We start from the raw sequence: 18,491 nt of genomic DNA on the forward strand, positions 1-18,491 counted from the left end.
GCGCGGTGTAAAACACTTCCCTGTCATCCCACTCCAGTTGAATTGGACGTTCTTGGCCAGTGCGGGGCCAAGAACGTCCATGTTGAAGGCCGCGCCAGTCGGTGTTTGCGCTGTAGCATGGAACAAAATGCCATGCGGAAACTCCCGTCCCGCATATGCCGTTACCAAAAATCATCACCTCTGAAGCACGTAAGGGCAAGAATTAGGCATCACAGCGCCGGATAAACGGTCCGGTCGACTATGTCCCTAATTAAAATTCAAGGAACGCAAAATAAGTTTTATTCGACTCCGACCCTAATTAATTCACTTGAGATTTCTGCTGCATTGCACTAACCTTGGTCTTCGACTTAAAAAGCTGTGGAGAAAACGCATGATTGCTCAAGGTTTGTACGACCCGTCCAATGAACACGATGCCTGCGGCGTCGGTTTCATCGCCCATATCAAGGGCAACAAGAGCCACTCCATCATCGAACAAGGCTTGCTGATCCTGAAAAACCTGGATCACCGGGGTGCCGTCGGCGCAGACAAGCTGATGGGCGATGGCGCCGGCATCCTGATCCAAATCCCCGACCAGTACTACCGCGACGAAATGGCCAAGCAGGGCGTGGAATTGCCGCCCCCGGGCGAATATGGCGTCGGCATGGTCTTTCTGCCGAAGGAAAACGCGTCCCGCATCGCTTGCGAGCAGGAAATTGAACGCGCCGTGCGCATCGAAGGCCAGGTCGTTCTCGGCTGGCGCAACGTGCCGATCGACGACGCCATGCCGATGTCGCCCACCGTGCGCGCCAAGGAACCGGTGATTCGCCAGATCTTCATCGGTCGCGGCCCGGACATCATGGTCACCGACGCGCTCGAGCGCAAACTGTATGTGATCCGCAAGTCGTCCGGCCACGCCATCCAGGCACTCAAACTGCTGCACGGCAAAGAATTCTTCGTGCCATCAATGTCGGCCCGCACCATTGTCTACAAGGGCTTGCTGCTCGCCGACCAGGTGGGCGTCTATTACAAGGACCTGCAAGATCCACGCTGCATCTCGGCGCTGGCGCTGGTGCACCAGCGTTTCTCGACCAATACGTTCCCGGAATGGCCGCTGGCCCACCCGTACCGCCTGATCGCCCATAACGGCGAAATCAACACCGTCAAGGGCAACTTCAACTGGATGCGCGCGCGCGAAGGCGTGATGAAGTCGGCCGTGCTGGGCGAAGACCTGCAAAAGCTGTTCCCGCTGATCTACGAAGGCCAGTCCGACACCGCCTGCTTCGACAACGCGCTCGAACTGCTGATCATGGCCGGCTACCCGATCGCCCAGGCGATGATGATGATGATTCCGGAAGCGTGGGAAAACCACACGATGATGGACGATAACCGCCGCGCTTTCTATGAATACCACGCCGCGATGATGGAACCATGGGACGGCCCGGCCGCGATGGCCTTCACCGACGGGCGCCACATCGGCGGCACGCTGGACCGCAATGGCCTGCGTCCGGCGCGTTACATCGTCACGGACGACGATCTGGTCGTGATGGCGTCGGAGTCGGGCGTGCTGCCGATTCCCGAATCGAAAATCATCCAGAAGTGGCGTTTGCAGCCGGGTAAGATGTTCTTGATCGACCTGGAAGCTGGCCGCATCATCGACGATAAAGAGCTCAAAGACACCTATTCGAACGCCAAGCCCTACAAGGCATGGATCAACTCGGTACGCATCAAGCTCAATGAAATCAAGCTGAGCGAAAGCCAGCTGGGCCACAACCGCGCCAAGGATGCGGCGCCGGCACAGGGCGAAAAGCCGCTGACCTCGGTGCTCGACCGCCAGCAAGCGTTCGGCTATACCCAGGAAGACTTGAAGTTCCTGATGGCGCCCATGGCATTGCTGGGCGAAGAAGCCACCGGCTCGATGGGCAACGACTCGCCGCTGGCCGTCATGTCCAACAAGCTCAAGCCGCTCTACAACTACTTCAAGCAATTGTTCGCGCAAGTGACCAACCCGCCGATCGACCCGATCCGCGAAGCGATGGTCATGTCGCTCGTCTCGTTCATTGGACCGAAGCCGAACCTGCTCGACACCAACAACGTCAATCCACCGATGCGCCTGGAAGTGTCGCAGCCGGTGCTCGGCTTTGACGACATGGCGCGCCTGCGCAACATCAGCGCGCATACCGGCAGCAAGTTCAAGTCATATGAGTTGAACATCTGCTATCCGGTCGCCTGGGGCAAGGAAGGCATTGAAGCCTCGCTCGCGTCGCTGTGCGCCGAAGCGGTCGATGCGGTGCGTTCCGGCCATAACATCCTGATCGTGTCGGACCGCAATGTGGCTGCCGACCAGGTCGCCATTCCCGCGCTGCTGGCAACCTCGACCATTCACCAGCACCTGGTCGCGCGCGGCTTGCGCGCCTCCACCGGCCTGGTCGTGGAGACCGGTTCGGCCCGTGAAACCCACCATTTTGCCTTGCTGGCAGGGTATGGCGCGGAAGCCGTGCACCCCTACCTGGCCATGGAAACGCTGGCCGAAATGGCGCAAGGCATGCATGGCGACCTGTCGCCGGAAACGGCGATCTACAACTACACCAAGGCGGTCGGCAAGGGCTTGATGAAGGTCATGTCCAAGATGGGCATTTCGACCTACATGTCGTATTGCGGCGCGCAGATTTTTGAAGTCATCGGCTTGAACAAGTCGCTGGTCGACAAGTACTTCAAGGGCACGGCGTCGAATGTCGAAGGCATTGGCGTGTTTGAAGTGGCTGAGGAAGCCTTGCGCCTGCACACGCTGGCCTTTGGCAACGATCCGGTCCTGCTCGACGCGCTCGACGCGGGCGGCGAGTACGCCTTCCGCGTGCGCGGCGAAGAACACATGTGGACGCCGGACGCGATTGCAAAGCTGCAGCATTCGACCCGCAGCAACAATTTTTCCAGCTACAAGGAATACGCGCAAATCATCAACGACCAAAGCCGCCGTCACCTGACGCTGCGCGGCCTGTTCGAATTCAAGCTCGACCCGGCCAAGGCGATCCCGCTCGATGAAGTGGAATCGGCCAAGGACATTGTCAAGCGTTTCGCCACCGGCGCCATGTCGCTCGGCTCGATCTCGACCGAAGCGCACGCCACGCTGGCCATTGCCATGAACCGCATCGGCGGCAAGTCGAACACCGGTGAAGGCGGCGAAGACCCGGCACGCTACGCGATGGAACTGAAGGGCATTCCGATCAAGCAGGGGGAGACAATGTCGTCCGTTATCGGCGCGCAGAACGTCGTGGTCGACATCCCGTTAAAAGACGGCGACTCGCTGCGTTCGCGCATCAAGCAAGTCGCGTCAGGACGCTTCGGCGTCACGGCCGAGTACTTGAACTCGGCCGACCAGATCCAGATCAAGATGGCGCAGGGCGCAAAGCCTGGCGAAGGCGGTCAGTTGCCAGGCCATAAGGTGTCGGAATACATTGCCAGCCTGCGCTTTTCGGTGCCGGGCGTGGGACTCATTTCGCCGCCGCCGCACCATGACATCTATTCGATCGAAGATCTGGCGCAGCTGATCCACGACCTGAAAAACGCCAATCCGCGCGCCTCGATCTCGGTCAAGCTGGTCTCGGAAGTGGGCATCGGTACCGTCGCTGCCGGCGTGACCAAGGCGAAAGCGGACCACGTGGTCGTGGCCGGCCATGATGGCGGTACGGGCGCTTCGCCGCTGTCGTCGGTCAAGCATGCCGGTACGCCGTGGGAACTGGGCCTGGCCGAAACGCAGCAGACGCTGGTGCTCAATGGTTTGCGCAGCCGTATCCGCGTGCAGGCCGATGGCCAGATGAAAACCGGGCGCGACGTGGTCATCGCCGCCATGCTGGGCGCTGACGAGATCGGTTTCGCCACCGCGCCGCTGGTGGTGGAAGGTTGCATCATGATGCGCAAGTGCCACCTGAACACTTGCCCCGTCGGCGTGGCAACCCAGGACCCGATCCTGCGCGCCAAGTTCGCCGGCAAGCCTGAATATGTCGTCAACTATTTCTTCTTCGTCGCGGAAGAAGCACGCCAGCTGATGGCGCAACTGGGCATCCGCACCTTTGACGAGCTGATCGGCCGTTCCGACCTGCTCGACAAGTCGCAAGCCATCGAGCACTGGAAAGCACGCGGGCTGGATTTCTCGAACATTTTCTACCAGCCAAAGTCGCAGCCGGGCATGTCGATTTTCCATACCGAGTTCCAGGAACACGGGCTGGAAAAGGCGCTCGATCACAAGCTGATCGCGCAAGCCAAGGCAGCGCTGGAAAAAGGCGAGCGCGTCTCGTTCATCTCGCCAGTGCGCAACGTTCACCGCACCGTCGGCACCATGCTGTCGGGCGAAGTGGCCAAGCGTTACGGTCATGCCGGTTTGCCGGACGACACCATCCACATCCAGCTGCAAGGCACGGCAGGCCAGTCGGCTGCCGCCTTCCTGGCCGCCGGCATCACGATCGACCTGGTAGGCGAAGGCAACGATTACGTGGGCAAGGGCTTGTCGGGTGGCCGCATCATCGTGCGTCCGAATACGGAATTCCGGGGCTGGGCAGTGGACAACATCATTGTCGGCAACACCGTGCTGTACGGCGCGATTTCCGGCGAAGCCTTCTTCAACGGCGTGGCCGGCGAGCGTTTTGCGGTGCGTAACTCGGGCGCCACGGCCATTGTCGAAGGCTGCGGCGACCACGGTTGCGAATACATGACCGGCGGCACCGTCGTGGTGCTGGGCGCAACGGGCCGCAACTTTGCCGCAGGCATGTCGGGCGGCGTGGCGTATGTCTACGATCCAAGCGGCGACTTTGAAAAGAAATGCAACACCACGATGGTCAACCTCGAGCGCGTCATGAGCAGCAAGGACCAGAGCGACGTGGCGGCATGGCACAGCCAGAGCCGCGAGAGCGCGCGCGAAGCGGACGAAACAATCCTGAAACGCCTGATCGAACGCCATTTCAAGCACACCGGCAGCACCCGCGCCCGCAACCTGCTCGACGACTGGGCAGCGAGCCGCGGCAAGTTTGTCAAAGTCTTCCCGACCGACTACAAGCGCGCGCTGGAAGAAATGCACAACAGCAGCATGGAAGAAGCTGCCGAAAAGATCGCCGCGTAAGCGCAAGTTAAAGAATAAAAGGAAAACATCGTGGGTAAAATCACCGGCTTCATGGAATTCAAGCGTCAGGACGAAAGCTATCTCGAGCCTGCCGCGCGCCTCAAGAACTACAAGGAATTTGTCCTGCACCTGTCGGACCCGCAAGCGAAGGTGCAGGCGGCGCGCTGCATGGATTGCGGCATCCCGTTTTGCAACAGCGGCTGCCCGGTCAACAACATCATCCCGGACTGGAATGACCTGGTTTATCACGGCAATTACCGCGCTGCCCTGGAGAACCTGCACTCGACCAACAATTTCCCTGAGTTCACGGGCCGCATCTGCCCGGCGCCGTGCGAATCGGCCTGTACGCTGGGCATCAATGACGATCCGGTCGGCATCAAGTCGATCGAGCACAAGATCATCGATACCGGCTGGGAACATGGCTGGGTGGTGCCGCAGCCGCCGTCCGTCCTGACCGGCAAAAAAGTGGCCATCATCGGTTCCGGTCCGGCCGGCATGGCAGCGGCCCAGCAATTGGCCCGCGTCGGCCACGCGGTGACGGTGTTTGAAAAGAGCGACCGCATCGGCGGCCTGCTGCGTTACGGCATTCCCGACTTTAAAATGGAAAAGTTGCACATTGACCGCCGCGTGGAACAGATGCAAGCCGAAGGCGTCGTGTTCCGCACCAGCGTCTTGGTCGGCAAGGATTTCCCTGCCAGCGTCAACAACTGGGCGAAGGAAACGATTTTCCCGGAAGACCTGGAAAAGGAATTTGACGCCGTCATCATGGCCGGCGGCGCCGAGCAGCCGCGCGACTTGCCCGTGCCTGGACGCGAGCTCAAGGGCGTGCATTTCGCGATGGACTTCCTGCCGCTGCAAAACAAGGTCAATGCCGGCGACAAGGTCAAGGACCAGATGAAGGCCAGCGGCAAGCATGTGGTCGTGATCGGCGGCGGCGATACCGGATCGGACTGCGTGGGCACCTCGAACCGCCATGGCGCCGCCTCCGTGGCCCAGTTCGAACTGATGCCTATGCCCCCGGAGCAAGAAAACAAGCCGCTGGTGTGGCCTTACTGGCCGACCAAGCTGCGCACGTCCTCGTCGCACGAAGAAGGCTGCGAGCGCGACTGGGCCGTGGCGACCAAACGTTTCGAAGGCAAGGGCGGCAAGGTCGACAAGCTGATCGCCTGCCGCGTGGAGTGGAAAGACGGCAAGATGACCGAAGTGCCGAATTCCGAATTCGAGATGAAGGCTGACCTGGTGTTGCTGGCGATGGGTTTTGTGTCGCCGGTGCAGCAAGTGCTCGAAGCGTTCGGTGTGGAAAAAGATGGACGCGGCAATGCCAAGGCGACCACCGATGGCGTAGGCTGCTACCAGACCAGCGTGCCGAAAGTGTTCGTGGCGGGCGACATGCGGCGCGGACAATCGCTGGTGGTGTGGGCGATTCGTGAAGGCCGCCAGGCGGCCCGTGCAGTCGATGAATTCCTGATGGGCTCATCGGTGCTGCCGCGCTGATTGGATTGACAGTGCGGAGAACGTCGGCTTGGTGCATCAAGGCTGGGCCAAATTGACTCCGCGCTGGAATTGATGAATAAAGCTGGCGGGGATAGCGATATCAATTTTCAGCGATCTGCTCATCTGGACCGTCAGACGGTCTAGTTTGACGGGATCATTCAACACAGCCAGAACGCTACGGCGTGTAGATTCCTCCATGAACAAGCGCGCATCGTGACCTAGCAACGCTGCTCCAGCGAGGTCGATCGCAAAGTCGCAACTTTCCAAAATTGACGACGCGTCGTCAAATAAGCGGTTGGAGTTTCCGGCAGCGTGGTAGTTCCTTAGCAAGTAAAGGAGGTCCTGCGCGTCTTTGTTGTCCCCCCGGCCCCGATCATTCCATGCAAGTATTTTTAGGATAGCCAAGGCAGGTATCGACACGACATTGACGATCAGTCCTGTCCCCACATCCACCTTAATTGCGTGCTCCAGCGCATCAGCATAGCCGGTAACGTTCATGACGACTGCCATATCCGGCGGCCAAGCTATCGTGTTGGCGCTGGCTATTTTCCCGAACGGAATAAGGTCGAGCGGATAGGCAGTTTGATGCGCGCCTGGTCGGTAATACAGGCGGTGGGTTGTGGCGGTCAGCGATTGAAAGTCGCCGCTGTGAATGAATGCCTGTCGGATTATGTCGAATTGCGACCAGTCCTCGAGGGCAATGGCGAAGTCGACGTCGCGCGTGGCCCGGTCGGCCTCGATGCCGAAAACATGGGTCATCACGATATCCCTTGCCATCGCACCGATGAGGAAGTAACTGGCTTGATGCGTTGCAGCAATGTCGTGCAGTGCCTTGAGGATAATGTGGATAACAGAATTGAGGGGCCTAGTCTTCTGTACCATGTACATAGTTGATCACCTCTTGATAAATTTTCCTGGCAATAAGCAGATTGCGTGAATCGTTCGTTGCCAGAAGGTCGGCATAAATCAGGTGAAGCGGAACCGTGGGAAAGCTCTCGAAAAAATAGTCCATATTCCAGAAAGCTTGGATGACTTCGATTGTGCCCTGCGGGTCCGCGCGCAGTTTGAAACGTTTGACCAGTTCTGTCAGATCTCGGGTATCGTTAAATTCCATATAGATGGTGAACGTGGACGGGTTCAGATGCTGTGTTATTTTTTCCGCAGCGACCTCGCCTCCCCACGCCATATTGGCCCGCTCGCCTCCCAACGCCGAAACCCGCATTTCGGGACTCCACTGTTGCATTACCTCAGTTGGGTTGGCGGTCGCAAATCGGAATTTTTTCAGTTTGGGACGCAGTCGGCTGATGTAACCGGTCGCCCATTCGCTCAACATCAGTTCGGGTGCATTGATGATGCGGCGCCCGGTTGGCGTGGTGCCGATAAATCCGCGTGCCTCCAAGGTTTGCAGGGCGGTTCCGATTGCACCGGTTGCAACCCGCACTGACGAAGATATTTCTCGATAAGATGCGTTTAATATCGATGGCTGAGCGAGGGCGGCGAACATCAGGCGCAGGGCGGCCGGCGTGATGGTTTTGTCGGAAGTGAGTGTTGATCCTTTTTCGATCTTGTATCCTGTAATACTGATCAGGATCCCGTCGCCGTTGGTGATCAAGGCGTTCCCAGCCGTGTCTATGAATTCAATGTCCAGTTCCCGGCATCGCGTTGCCATCGCGTTCGTCAATAGACTGGAGACAAGGAGCCGTTTTTTTCCGGCGGCGCAGCGCGCTTTCATATCGTTCAGGATGGCGATTCTGTCGACATTGCGCCTTACTTCGCAAACATAGTCCAGTCGTGTTCCAGCCACTAGCAGGGATACGCTGCCTGCTTGGTCTTCATCGCCAGCCAGCAGCTCGCTCGAAATTCCTGTCGTTTCTTTCAAGCTATTCAAGGCCTCGCCGATTAGCTGCGCTTCGAGCATCAACCCGGCATTTGTTCGCTTGTTCATATCTATTTCCTTTTCACGAAACGTGAACACTTTTCTATAGTGACCGAAAACACGCGGGCGTTCAACTTAATTCGTCGTTCACGTAACGTGAAATACAAAACTAGTTGAACGCTCATGAGGCCAGCCGTACCAACGATACGCAATTGTCCCGATCGGCACGTCTGCGGCAGCAGTTGCCCTCGCAACCCAAATGGCACAACTTGCGCCACGCCCGTTGACTGCGCGAGGCGCCGCCCTATTGGCCGCTCGGCATTATCCTGGGGCGGGCCACAACGTCGGCGATCAGCGGCCGGGGCCAGACCCCGCGGCTCTGGCAGGCGGCGCTGGCCTATTTGATCTGGCGCGCCAGCGCATGCGACACCGCCGCGTCGAAACCACCTTTGCTGCCACCTTTCCCGCGCTGTTCGGCCAGATACTTTTCGCGCTGCTTCGACAGCGCCACGATTTGCTCGCGCAACGCTTTGCGCTGCGCCACGGCTTTGTCGAGCGCGGCCTGGCGCTGCGCCGGCGCCAGCTTGCGCAGGGAATCGGGCAACTCGGCTTCGGCGATCTGCGGCAACGCCAGCTTGCCCGACTCGGCCTGTTGCACCAGGTCGCTGTCGTCATACGCCTTGTCGTTGAGCGCCTTGTTCAGTGCGCGCTCGGCCTTGGCCGCCGGCGGGGCGGCCGCCACCACGCTCGTCTCCATCGCCACCTGCGCCGACTGGCGCGCCACCCGCTTGTCGCTGGCGCCGTACGCCAGGTAGGTGCCGCCGATCTGCTCGCCCAGCCGGGCCAACGGCTCGTCATAAGGCGTGACCACCACATCGACTCCGCCGTCCTGCGCGATGGCGAAGTATTCCCCGCCGCCATACTGGGCAATAGTGCGCCAGGCCCGGGTCGTGTCGGCGTCATCCCCGCACTGGATGGTATTGACGATGATGCCCCGGGTGGCCGCATTGCGCGCACTGGTATCGGTGGGCGGCAGATTCCGATAATCGTTGTGCGGCGGCGCATCGCCCACCAAAAACAGGACCTGCGATGTGCGCGGCCCCGGGGCCGACCAGCCACCGACCCGTACCGCCTCGGCCATGGCGCTGCGCACATCTTCCGGCCCGTCGCCGCCGCCCTGCGCGCGAAAGCGCATCAACTGTGCATACACCGCGTCAAGATTGTCGGTCAGCGGGGTGATGCGCGTCACGTAGGCGTCGCCCCGGTCGCGGTAGGCCACCAGTCCCACCCGGATGGTGGCGCCGCCATTGCCTTGCTGTTGCAGAACATCGTTGACAATGCACCAGATCCTGGCCTTCGCGCCTTCCAGCATGCCGCCCATCGAGCCGGTCGTGTCCAGCACAAACAGCAGTTCGATGGTCGCGCGCCGTGCCGCTTGTTGCCCGTTGGGCGCGTTTTGCGACAAATGGGGCTGGGCAGCCTGGGCGGGCATGCCGGCAAAGCCGGCCAGCATCATGGCAGCGATCAAGGCGGGGTGGCGCAAGGGGTTCATTTTCTTCTCCGTGAGGTGGCAGCGCACATGCGGGGCCAATACCTGTGAAACGCAGGGCGCGCACGGAAGGGGTCAGCGGCTTTGTAACAACTTATGTCAGGTACCTTGAGGCGATACCGCAGGGCTCATCAGACGACACTTTTTGTCAGATGTTTTTATATGCACAAGATTCCCGGGTGACAACAAAATCACGGCGCTCCGTGAGAATGGCTAAAATTTCCCCAAATGAAACAAGCACTTGCGCGCGGAAATATCTGACCCGCTGTTCATTAGTGTTGTATTCTTACCCTTTTCGGCCCGGACAAACGGCCCCCTCACAAGCAGAGATTGACCTTTCTGCACTACAATACGGCATTCTCGAAAAATGAACAGTGCCGTGCCTAATCTTGTCGAAATCCGCAATCTCCACTTTGCCTATGGTGACCGTTCGATCCTGTCGAACCTGAACATGGACTTCCCGCGCGGGAAAGTGATCGCCGTGATGGGCGGTTCCGGCTGCGGCAAGACCACGGTGCTGCGCCTGATCGGCGGCCAGATCCGCCCGCAAAAAGGCGAGGTCAAGGTCGCCGGCGAAGTCGTGCACGAACTCGATACCGACGGCCTGTACCGGCTGCGCCGCAAGATGGGCATGCTGTTCCAGTTCGGCGCGCTGTTTACCGACCTGTCGGTGTTTGAAAACGTCGCCTTCCCGCTGCGCGAGCATACCAACCTGCCTGACGAACTGATTCGCGACCTGGTGCTGATGAAGCTCAACGCCGTGGGCCTGCGCAATGCCGCGATGCTCAAACCGGCCGAGATTTCGGGCGGCATGGCGCGCCGCGTGGCCGTGGCCCGCGCCGTCGCGCTCGACCCGGAATTGGTGATGTATGACGAACCGTTCGCCGGCCTCGACCCGATCTCGATGGGCGTCACCGCCAACCTGATCAAGCGCCTCAACGAAGCGCTCGGTTCCACCTCGATCCTGGTCTCGCACGACGTGCATGAGTGCTTTGCGATCGCTGATTATGTCTACTTTATGTCTGCTGGAAAAATTGTTGCCCAAGGTACGCCAGCTGACCTGCGCGTCTCCGACGACCCGTACGTGAAGCAATTCGTCAATGCCCAGCCCGACGGACCCGTGCCCTTCCACTATCCCGGCAAGTCGCTGGCCGACGACCTGGGTTTGGGAGCGCCGGCATGATCGTTCTCGACTGGATTGCCGCCATCGGCCGCTACCTGCGCGAGGGCGTGGAAAGCGTGGGCTTTGCCACCCGCTTCTTCCTGAACCTGCTGGGCGTGTCGCCCGGCGCGTTCCGCCGTCCGGGCCTGATTTCCGAGCAGACTCACTTCATCGGCAACTACTCGCTCGTTATCATCATTGTCTCCGGCTTGTTCGTCGGCATGGTGCTGGGCCTGCAGGGTTACATCACGCTCACGCCCTACGGGGCGGAACAAAAGCTTGGCCAGGTGGTCGCATTGGCATTGGTGCGCGAATTGGGTCCGGTCGTCACGGCACTGCTGTTTGCCGGCCGCGCCGGTACCTCGCTGACCGCGCAGATCGGCTTGATGAAAGCCGGCGAGCAATTGTCAGCGATGGAAATGATGGCCATTAATCCTGTGCAGCGCGTGCTGGCGCCCCGTTTCTGGGCCGGCGTGATCGCCATGCCGATCCTGGCAACGATTTTCAGCGCGGTTGGCGTGCTCGGCGGCTATCTGGTCGGCGTGCAACTGATCGGCGTGGACGAAGGCGCCTTCTGGTCGCAGATGCAAGCCAATGTGGATGTCCAGGCCGATGTGATGAACGGCGTAGTCAAGAGTTTTGTGTTCGGCATTGCGGTGACGTTTACCGCACTGTTCCAGGGTTACCACGCCCAGCCGACACCGGAAGACGTTTCGCGCGCCACCACGCGTACCGTGGTGATTGCGTCGCTGATGGTCTGGGGTTTGGACTTCGTGATGACCGCAATCATGTTTAACAAATAAGCACATAATCAAACAAACCTGAATCCGGCGCGGCTGCCGCACCGAATAACAAGTGTTAGGAAATAAAAATGCATCGTAAATCTGTCGACGTCTGGGTTGGAATGTTTGTCCTGCTGGGACTGGCCGCACTGTTGTTTCTCGCACTCAAGGCGGGCAATATGAGCACCCTATCCTTTGCCAATACCTACGCCATCACCGGCAAGTTCGACAACATCGGCGGCCTCAAGCCGCAGGCGCCCGTCAAGAGCGCAGGTGTTGTTGTGGGGCGCGTCGGCGACATCAAGTTTGATGACAAGACTTTCCAGGCGCTGGTAACCTTGGAACTGGAAGCGGGCTATAAATTTCCAAAAGATAGCTCCTTGAAAATTCTCACTGCCGGCCTGTTGGGCGAGCAGTACATCGGTATTGAAGCGGGCGGCGACACGGTCAACCTGGCCAATGGTGACAAGATTTCCCGCACCCAGTCGGCCACGGTACTGGAAGACCTGATCAATCAGTTCATCTACAGCAAGGCCGCCGACGGCAAAGAAGAAAAGAGCGCAAAATGACTTTAGCTAAACTGGGCGCCCTGGCGGCGCTGGCCCTGTCCCTGACGGGTTGTGCATCAATGGGCGAAAAAGACCCGTACGAAAAGTTTAATCGTTCGGTATTTACGTTCAACGATGCGATCGACCGTAACGCGCTCAAGCCGGCCGCAACTGCTTACAAAAAGGTGTTGCCGTCGTTCGTGCAAACGGGCGTCAACAACTTTTTTTTCAACCTGTCCGACGTCTGGAGCAGCGCCAATAACCTGATGCAGGGCAAGGGCGAACGCGGCCTGTCCGACTTCACCCGGGTGATCATCAATTCCACTTTCGGCCTGGGTGGCCTGATCGATATCGCGTCTGACGCAGGCCTGCAGCGCCATACGGAAGACTTCGGCCAGACCCTCGGTTATTGGGGCGTACCGCCCGGTCCTTACGTGATGCTGCCGCTGCTCGGGCCGTCCACGCTGCGCGATACCGCCGCGTTGCCGCTCGACATTGCGGGGGATCCCTGGGGTTATGGTATATCCTCTCGCGCACGCAACATCGGTACGCTGGTCAGGGTAGTTGATCAGCGTGCCGTGTTACTGGACGCGAGTAATATTCTGGAAGGCGCTGCCTTGGACCGCTACGAATTTATCCGTGACGGCTATCTGCAGCAGCGTAAGAGTAAGGCATTCGATGGCGAAGGCTCGCGCGCCGAAGCGAAAGAAGCGCGCAAGGAAGATTCGGATGCCGTGCCTGATGCCAAGGCGATCGCCGCGGCCTACGCCGACGACGAAGACCCGCAACCAGCGCCCAAGGATGGCGTCAAGGTTGCACCGAAAGGCGTTGACAAGAATGCTGCGAAGGAAAACGGCAAGCCTGTGTCATCCGAAACTGTCACCAAGTAGTTAACAGGGGAACTGAACCCGCCTCATCGGGTTGCGGCCTTCCTAAATTGCAACTATTCAGAAAAGAGCTTATGAAACTGATCAAACAACTTATCGCCGTCGCCACTGTCGCGCTAGCCACCAACGCCATTGCCGCTCCTGCCGAAGCACCGGACGCGCTCGTCAAGCGCATCAGCGCCGACGTCATCGACACGGCCAAGAACGACAAGGATATCCAGGCCGGCAATCAAAAGAAAGTCATGGACCTGGTCGAGAGCAAGATCTTGCCGCACGTCGATTTCCAGCGCATGACTTCGCTGGCAGCCGGCCGCCACTGGCGCACCGCTACGCCTGAGCAGCAAAAGCAGCTGTCCAACGAGTTCCGCACCCTGCTGATCTTTACGTACTCGGGCGCGCTGTCGCAGATCAAGAATGAAACCGTCGAGTTCAAGCCGCTGCGCGCCGACCCGGCCGACCAGGAAGTGGAAGTGCGTTCGTCGGTCAATGTTGCCCGTGGCGAGCCTGTGACGCTGAACTATCGCCTGGCCAAGGGTCCGCAAGGCTGGAAAATCTTTGACATCAATGTGCTTGGCGCATGGCTGGTCGAGACCTACAAGGGTACGTTCGCCACTGAAATTGGCAAGTCCGGTATCGATGGCTTGATCAAGGCCCTGGCCGAGCGTAACAAGAAGCTGGCCGACAAGCCGCTGAAGTCGCCAAAGTAAAGTCGGCAAGCCATGTCTCAGACCAACAAGCTGGAAAGCATCGAAACCCTGACCGTCATAAACGCCACCGCGGCGCTGGGCCAGGGTCTCGCTGCCATCAAGGGCGGCCAGACCGTGTTCGACTTCGGTTCCGTGAAAACGGCCGACTCGTCCGCAGTCGCGGTGCTGTTGGCGTGGAAACGCGCTGCCCGCAAGTCGGGCGTTGCGCTGTCGTATGTTAATTTGCCGGCCAGCTTGATCAGCCTGTCGGCGCTGTACGGTGTCGATGCCTTGCTGGTGGATACGCCCGCCAATTTGCAGCACCATTGATCCTGCCTTTTATGTACCGAACCATGTGCCGCAACGGTGCCTGGTTCGGGACATGTCTATACGAGCTGTTATTGCTGGCTCACTTCATTACCCCCCGATATCACCTATAATTGACGGCTCACCTCGTCGCGCACCTCCTTATACAGTGGCATGCTGTATATACAACAACTACTACTTAAAGCATGACAGCGATTCAGATTAACAGCGTCGAAAAAAGCTACAAGTCCCTCAAGGCCTTGGCCGGCGTTACCCTGACGATTGAAGAAGGCGAATTCTTCGGACTGCTCGGGCCCAACGGCGCCGGCAAGACCACGCTCATCTCGACTATCGCAGGCCTGATCCGGCCCGACGCGGGCAGCGTCAAGATCCATGGCCACGACGTCATCACCGACTTTCGCGCCGCGCGCGGCAAGCTTGGCGTGGTGCCGCAGGAACTGGTGTTCGATCCCTTCTTCACGGTGCGCGAAACGCTGCGCCTGCAGTCGGGCTATTTCGGTCTGAAGAACAACGACAAGTGGATCGACGAGGTCATGGACAACCTGGACCTGACCAACAAGGCCGACGTGAATATGCGCGCCCTGTCCGGCGGCATGAAGCGGCGCGTGCTGGTGGCCCAGGCACTGGTGCACAAACCGCCCGTGATCGTGCTCGACGAGCCGACCGCCGGGGTCGACGTGGAGCTGCGCCAGACGCTGTGGAAGTTCATCTCGCGCCTGAACCGCGAAGGCCACACCGTGGTCCTGACCACCCATTACCTGGAAGAGGCGCAAGCCATGTGCCAGCGCGTGGCCATGCTCAAGAACGGCACCGTGGTGGCACTCGACACCATGAGCGCGCTGATTCGCCGCATCTCCGGTTCGCAGCTGATCGTGCACCTGGCGGGCGGCCAACTGCCCGACGACCTGCGCCATCTGGTCGCGCACGACGAGCAAGATAGTGGGCAGGCGAACAAATACAGCTTGCGCGTGAATGAATACGCGGAAGTCGAGCCGATTCTTGCGCGCCTGCGCCAAAGCGGCGCCGTGATCGATGAAATGCAATTGCAGCAAGCGGACCTGGAAGACATCTTCTTGCAGATCATGGACAAGGGGGCGGTATGAGTGTGTTCTCCGTCGGTTTCCAGACCTTGCTGTACAAAGAGACGCTGCGCTTTTGGAAGGTGGCCACGCAAACCGTGGCCGCGCCGGTCCTCACCGCCATGCTCTACCTGCTGATCTTCGGCCATGTGCTCGAGGGGCGCGTCAACATGCTGCCCGGGGTGAGCTACACCGCCTTCCTGATTCCCGGCCTGGTGATGATGAGCGTGCTGCAAAATGCGTTCGCCAACTCCTCGTCCTCGCTGATCCAGTCCAAGATCACCGGCAACCTGGTGTTCATTTTGCTGCCGCCGCTGTCGCACTGGGAGATCATTTCCGCCTACGTGCTCGCCTCCGTCGTGCGCGGCCTGGCGGTGGGGCTGGGCGTGTTCATCGTCACCATCTGGTTCACCAGCATGAGCTTTGCGGCGCCGGTGTGGATCATCGTGTTCGCGCTGCTGGGCGCGGCCATCCTGGGCACCATGGGCCTGATCGCCGGCATCTGGGCCGAAAAATTCGACCAGCTGGCCGCTTTTCAGAACTTCCTGATCATGCCGGCGACGTTTTTGTCGGGCGTGTTCTATTCGATCAAGTCGCTGCCGCCGTTCTGGCAGGCGGTGTCGCACTTCAATCCCTTCTTCTACATGATCGACGGTTTTCGCCACGGGTTCTTCGGCCAGTCCGACATTTCGCCGTGGACCAGCCTGGCCATCGTGTCGGTGTTCTTCGCGCTACTCGCGGGGATCGCCATCAATCTGCTCAAGCGCGGCTACAATCTGCGCCACTAACATCAGCCAAGACAAGGAAACCTCGTGACCACCACTCCCGAACTGATTCACGGCTACATCCAGGCCGGCCTCGAATGCACCCACCTTGAAGTGGACGGCGACGGCCAGCACTTCAACGCCCTGATCGTCTCGCCCGCATTTGCCGGCAAGCGCCCGATCCAGCGCCACCAGCTGGTCTACGCCGCGCTGGGCGAGCGCATGCGCGAAGAGATCCACGCCCTGTCGATGAAGACACTCACCCCCGACGAATACCAAGGATAAGACATGGACCAGCTCAAGATCGTCGGCGGCAAGCGCCTTGATGGGGAAATCAGCATTTCGGGCGCGAAGAACGCGGCGCTGCCTATCCTGTGCGCGGGCCTGTTGACGGCCGGCGACCTGGTGCTGACCAACGTGCCGCGCCTGCACGACGTCAAGACCATGTTGAAACTGCTGGCCAAGACCGGCCTGAAGGTGGACCAGGTCGCCGACGAACAGGTGACCTTGAACGGCAGCGCCATCGACACGCTCGAAGCGCCCTACGAACTGGTGAAAACCATGCGCGCCTCGATCCTGGTGCTCGGCCCCCTGCTGGCGCGCTTTGGCGAAGCGAAGGTGTCGCTGCCGGGCGGCTGCGCGATCGGCTCGCGCCCCGTGGACCAGCACATCAAGGGCTTGCAGGCGCTGGGCGCCGAGATCACCATCGAAGGCGGCTACATCTACGCCAAGTGCAAAAAGCTCAAGGGCGCGCGCATCCACACCGACATGATCACCGTGACCGGCACCGAGAACCTGCTGATGGCCGCCACCCTGGCCGAAGGCGAGACGATTCTGGAAAACGCCGCGCGCGAGCCGGAAGTGACGGACCTGGCCAACCTGCTGGTGAAAATGGGCGCCAAAATCGAAGGCATCGGCACCGACCGCCTGGTGATCCAGGGCGTGCCCGAACTGCATGGCGCCAGCCACGCCGTGATCTCGGACCGGATTGAAGCGGGCACGTTTTTGTGCGCCGTGGCGGCCACCGGCGGCGACATCCTGCTCAAAAACACTCGCACCGACATTTTTGACGTGGCGCTCGACAAGCTGCGCGACATTGGCGTGGTAATGACGTCCGGCCCGGACTGGATCCGCGCGCAAATGAGCGGCCGTCCCAAGCCGGTGTCGTTTCGCACCACTGAATACCCGGGCTTCCCAACCGACATGCAGGCGCAGTTCATGGCCGTCAACGTGATCGCCGCCGGCACCAGCCGCGTGACCGAGACCATTTTCGAAAACCGCTTCATGCACGTGCAGGAAATGGTGCGCCTGGGCGCGTCGATCTCGACCGAAGGCAACACCGCCTTCATCAAGGGCGTCGACCACCTGATCGGCGCGCCCGTCATGGCGACCGACCTGCGCGCCTCGGCCTCGCTGGTGATCGCCGCCATGGCCGCCCGTGGCGAAACCATCATCGACCGCATCTATCACCTCGACCGCGGCTACGACCGCATGGAAGTGAAGCTGTCGGCGGTGGGCGCCGATATCGTGCGCGTCAAATAACCGATATTACGTAGAGCGAGAGCGATGAACCCATTTAGCACCATCCCGGCCAGTTCGCAGCTCATTCTTGCGCTGTCGAAGGGCCGCATTTTCGAGGACACGCTGCCGCTGCTGGCCTCGGCCGGCATCACCGTGCTGGAAAATCCGGAAACGTCGCGCAAACTGATTTTGGCGACCAACGACCCGAACGTGCGCGTGATCATCGTGCGCGCCTCCGACGTGCCCACCTACGTGCAGCACGGCGCGGCCGACTTTGGCGTGGCCGGCAAGGACGTGCTGCTCGAACACGGCGGCGAAGGCCTGTACCAGCCGATTGACTTAAATATCGCCAAGTGCCGCATGTCGGTCGCGGTGAACGCGGGCTTTGACTACGAAAAGGCCGTGCGCACCGGCGCGCGCTTGCGCGTGGCCACCAAGTTCGTCGAAACGGCGCGCCAGCATTTTGCCTCCAAGGGCGTGCACGTGGACTTGATCAAGCTGTATGGCTCGATGGAGCTCGCGCCCATTGTCGGCCTGTCGGACGCCATCGTCGACGTGGTCTCGACCGGCAGCACGCTGCGCGCCAACAATTTGGTGGAAGTCGAAGAAATCATGGACATCTCGTCGCGCCTGGTCGTCAACCAGGCCGCGCTCAAGCTCAAGCGCGAGCGTTTGCAACCCATCCTCGAGGCGTTCGAACGCGCCGCGAAGTTGAAAAACTAAACTG

Annotated in this window: 16 protein-coding genes; 13 read left to right on the forward strand and 3 right to left on the reverse strand. The window is 60.0% G+C overall.

Features of this window, described 5'->3' with window-relative positions; translation table 11 throughout:
- Nucleotides 1-370 precede the first annotated feature (370 nt).
- Both ACP7D4_RS13505 and ACP7D4_RS13510 read left to right on the forward strand, forming a co-directional pair.
- Nucleotides 371-5,089, forward strand: coding sequence for a glutamate synthase-related protein (locus tag ACP7D4_RS13505; protein WP_426103716.1), 4,719 nt, complete (start codon nt 371-373; stop codon nt 5,087-5,089).
- A gap of 30 nt (nt 5,090-5,119) precedes the next feature.
- Nucleotides 5,120-6,583, forward strand: a complete 1,464-nt coding sequence (locus tag ACP7D4_RS13510) for a glutamate synthase subunit beta (protein WP_426209551.1) — start codon at nt 5,120-5,122, stop codon at nt 6,581-6,583.
- Nucleotides 6,584-6,619: 36 nt separating this feature from the next.
- Here ACP7D4_RS13510 and ACP7D4_RS13515 read toward each other — a convergent pair whose 3' ends face one another.
- From ACP7D4_RS13515 to ACP7D4_RS13525, 3 genes are all read right to left on the reverse strand, one after another.
- Entirely contained in the window at nt 6,620-7,471 is an 852-nt protein-coding gene (locus ACP7D4_RS13515) for a nucleotidyl transferase AbiEii/AbiGii toxin family protein (RefSeq protein ID WP_426209553.1), read from the reverse strand.
- A complete protein-coding gene (locus ACP7D4_RS13520; RefSeq protein ID WP_426209555.1) occupies nt 7,449-8,528 on the reverse strand; it encodes a type IV toxin-antitoxin system AbiEi family antitoxin in 1,080 nt (359 codons plus the stop codon). Before ACP7D4_RS13520 ends, ACP7D4_RS13515 begins: the two co-directional genes overlap by 23 nt.
- 328 nt (nt 8,529-8,856) lie before the next feature.
- Nucleotides 8,857-10,011 (reverse strand): vWA domain-containing protein, encoded by a 1,155-nt coding sequence (locus ACP7D4_RS13525; RefSeq protein ID WP_426209556.1) that lies wholly within the window; start codon nt 10,009-10,011, stop codon nt 8,857-8,859.
- 376 nt (nt 10,012-10,387) lie between these two features.
- Between ACP7D4_RS13525 and ACP7D4_RS13530 the strand changes: the two genes are divergently transcribed.
- From ACP7D4_RS13530 to hisG, 11 genes are all read left to right on the forward strand, one after another.
- The gene (locus tag ACP7D4_RS13530; RefSeq protein WP_426103711.1) at nt 10,388-11,191 is read left to right on the forward strand and encodes an ABC transporter ATP-binding protein; all 804 of its coding nucleotides are present in this window, start codon (nt 10,388-10,390) and stop codon (nt 11,189-11,191) included.
- Entirely contained in the window at nt 11,188-11,973 is a 786-nt protein-coding gene (gene mlaE, locus ACP7D4_RS13535; RefSeq protein WP_426103710.1) for a lipid asymmetry maintenance ABC transporter permease subunit MlaE, read from the forward strand. Before ACP7D4_RS13530 ends, mlaE begins: the two co-directional genes overlap by 4 nt.
- A 68-nt stretch (nt 11,974-12,041) precedes the next feature.
- Nucleotides 12,042-12,521 carry an outer membrane lipid asymmetry maintenance protein MlaD gene (gene mlaD / locus ACP7D4_RS13540; protein WP_426103709.1) on the forward strand — a complete coding sequence of 160 codons (480 nt, stop codon included), beginning with the start codon at nt 12,042-12,044 and terminating at the stop codon, nt 12,519-12,521.
- Entirely contained in the window at nt 12,518-13,390 is an 873-nt protein-coding gene (locus ACP7D4_RS13545) for an MlaA family lipoprotein (protein WP_426103708.1), read from the forward strand. The genes mlaD and ACP7D4_RS13545 overlap by 4 nt, the downstream gene beginning before the upstream one ends.
- 71 nt (nt 13,391-13,461) lie before the next feature.
- Nucleotides 13,462-14,094: an MlaC/ttg2D family ABC transporter substrate-binding protein gene (locus ACP7D4_RS13550; protein WP_426103707.1), complete on the forward strand. Its 633-nt coding sequence runs from the start codon at nt 13,462-13,464 to the stop codon at nt 14,092-14,094.
- 12 nt (nt 14,095-14,106) lie between these two features.
- Nucleotides 14,107-14,403, forward strand: coding sequence for an STAS domain-containing protein (locus ACP7D4_RS13555; protein WP_426103706.1), 297 nt, complete (start codon nt 14,107-14,109; stop codon nt 14,401-14,403).
- A gap of 182 nt (nt 14,404-14,585) precedes the next feature.
- A complete protein-coding gene (locus ACP7D4_RS13560; protein WP_426103705.1) occupies nt 14,586-15,503 on the forward strand; it encodes an ABC transporter ATP-binding protein in 918 nt (305 codons plus the stop codon).
- Complete coding sequence (locus ACP7D4_RS13565) at nt 15,500-16,267, forward strand: ABC transporter permease (protein ID WP_426103704.1); 768 nt, start codon at nt 15,500-15,502, stop codon at nt 16,265-16,267. Before ACP7D4_RS13560 ends, ACP7D4_RS13565 begins: the two co-directional genes overlap by 4 nt.
- Nucleotides 16,268-16,291: 24 nt before the next feature.
- Entirely contained in the window at nt 16,292-16,528 is a 237-nt protein-coding gene (locus tag ACP7D4_RS13570; RefSeq protein WP_426103703.1) for a BolA family protein, read from the forward strand.
- Between the two features lie 3 nt (nt 16,529-16,531).
- Nucleotides 16,532-17,785 (forward strand): UDP-N-acetylglucosamine 1-carboxyvinyltransferase, encoded by a 1,254-nt coding sequence (gene murA / locus ACP7D4_RS13575; RefSeq protein WP_426103702.1) that lies wholly within the window; start codon nt 16,532-16,534, stop codon nt 17,783-17,785.
- A gap of 24 nt (nt 17,786-17,809) precedes the next feature.
- Nucleotides 17,810-18,487: an ATP phosphoribosyltransferase gene (gene hisG / locus ACP7D4_RS13580; RefSeq protein ID WP_426103701.1), complete on the forward strand. Its 678-nt coding sequence runs from the start codon at nt 17,810-17,812 to the stop codon at nt 18,485-18,487.
- The last annotated feature ends 4 nt before the right edge of the window (nt 18,488-18,491 follow it).

This window comes from Massilia sp. TWP1-3-3 (assembly GCF_049897805.1).
Taxonomy (GTDB): domain Bacteria; phylum Pseudomonadota; class Gammaproteobacteria; order Burkholderiales; family Burkholderiaceae_D; genus Telluria_A.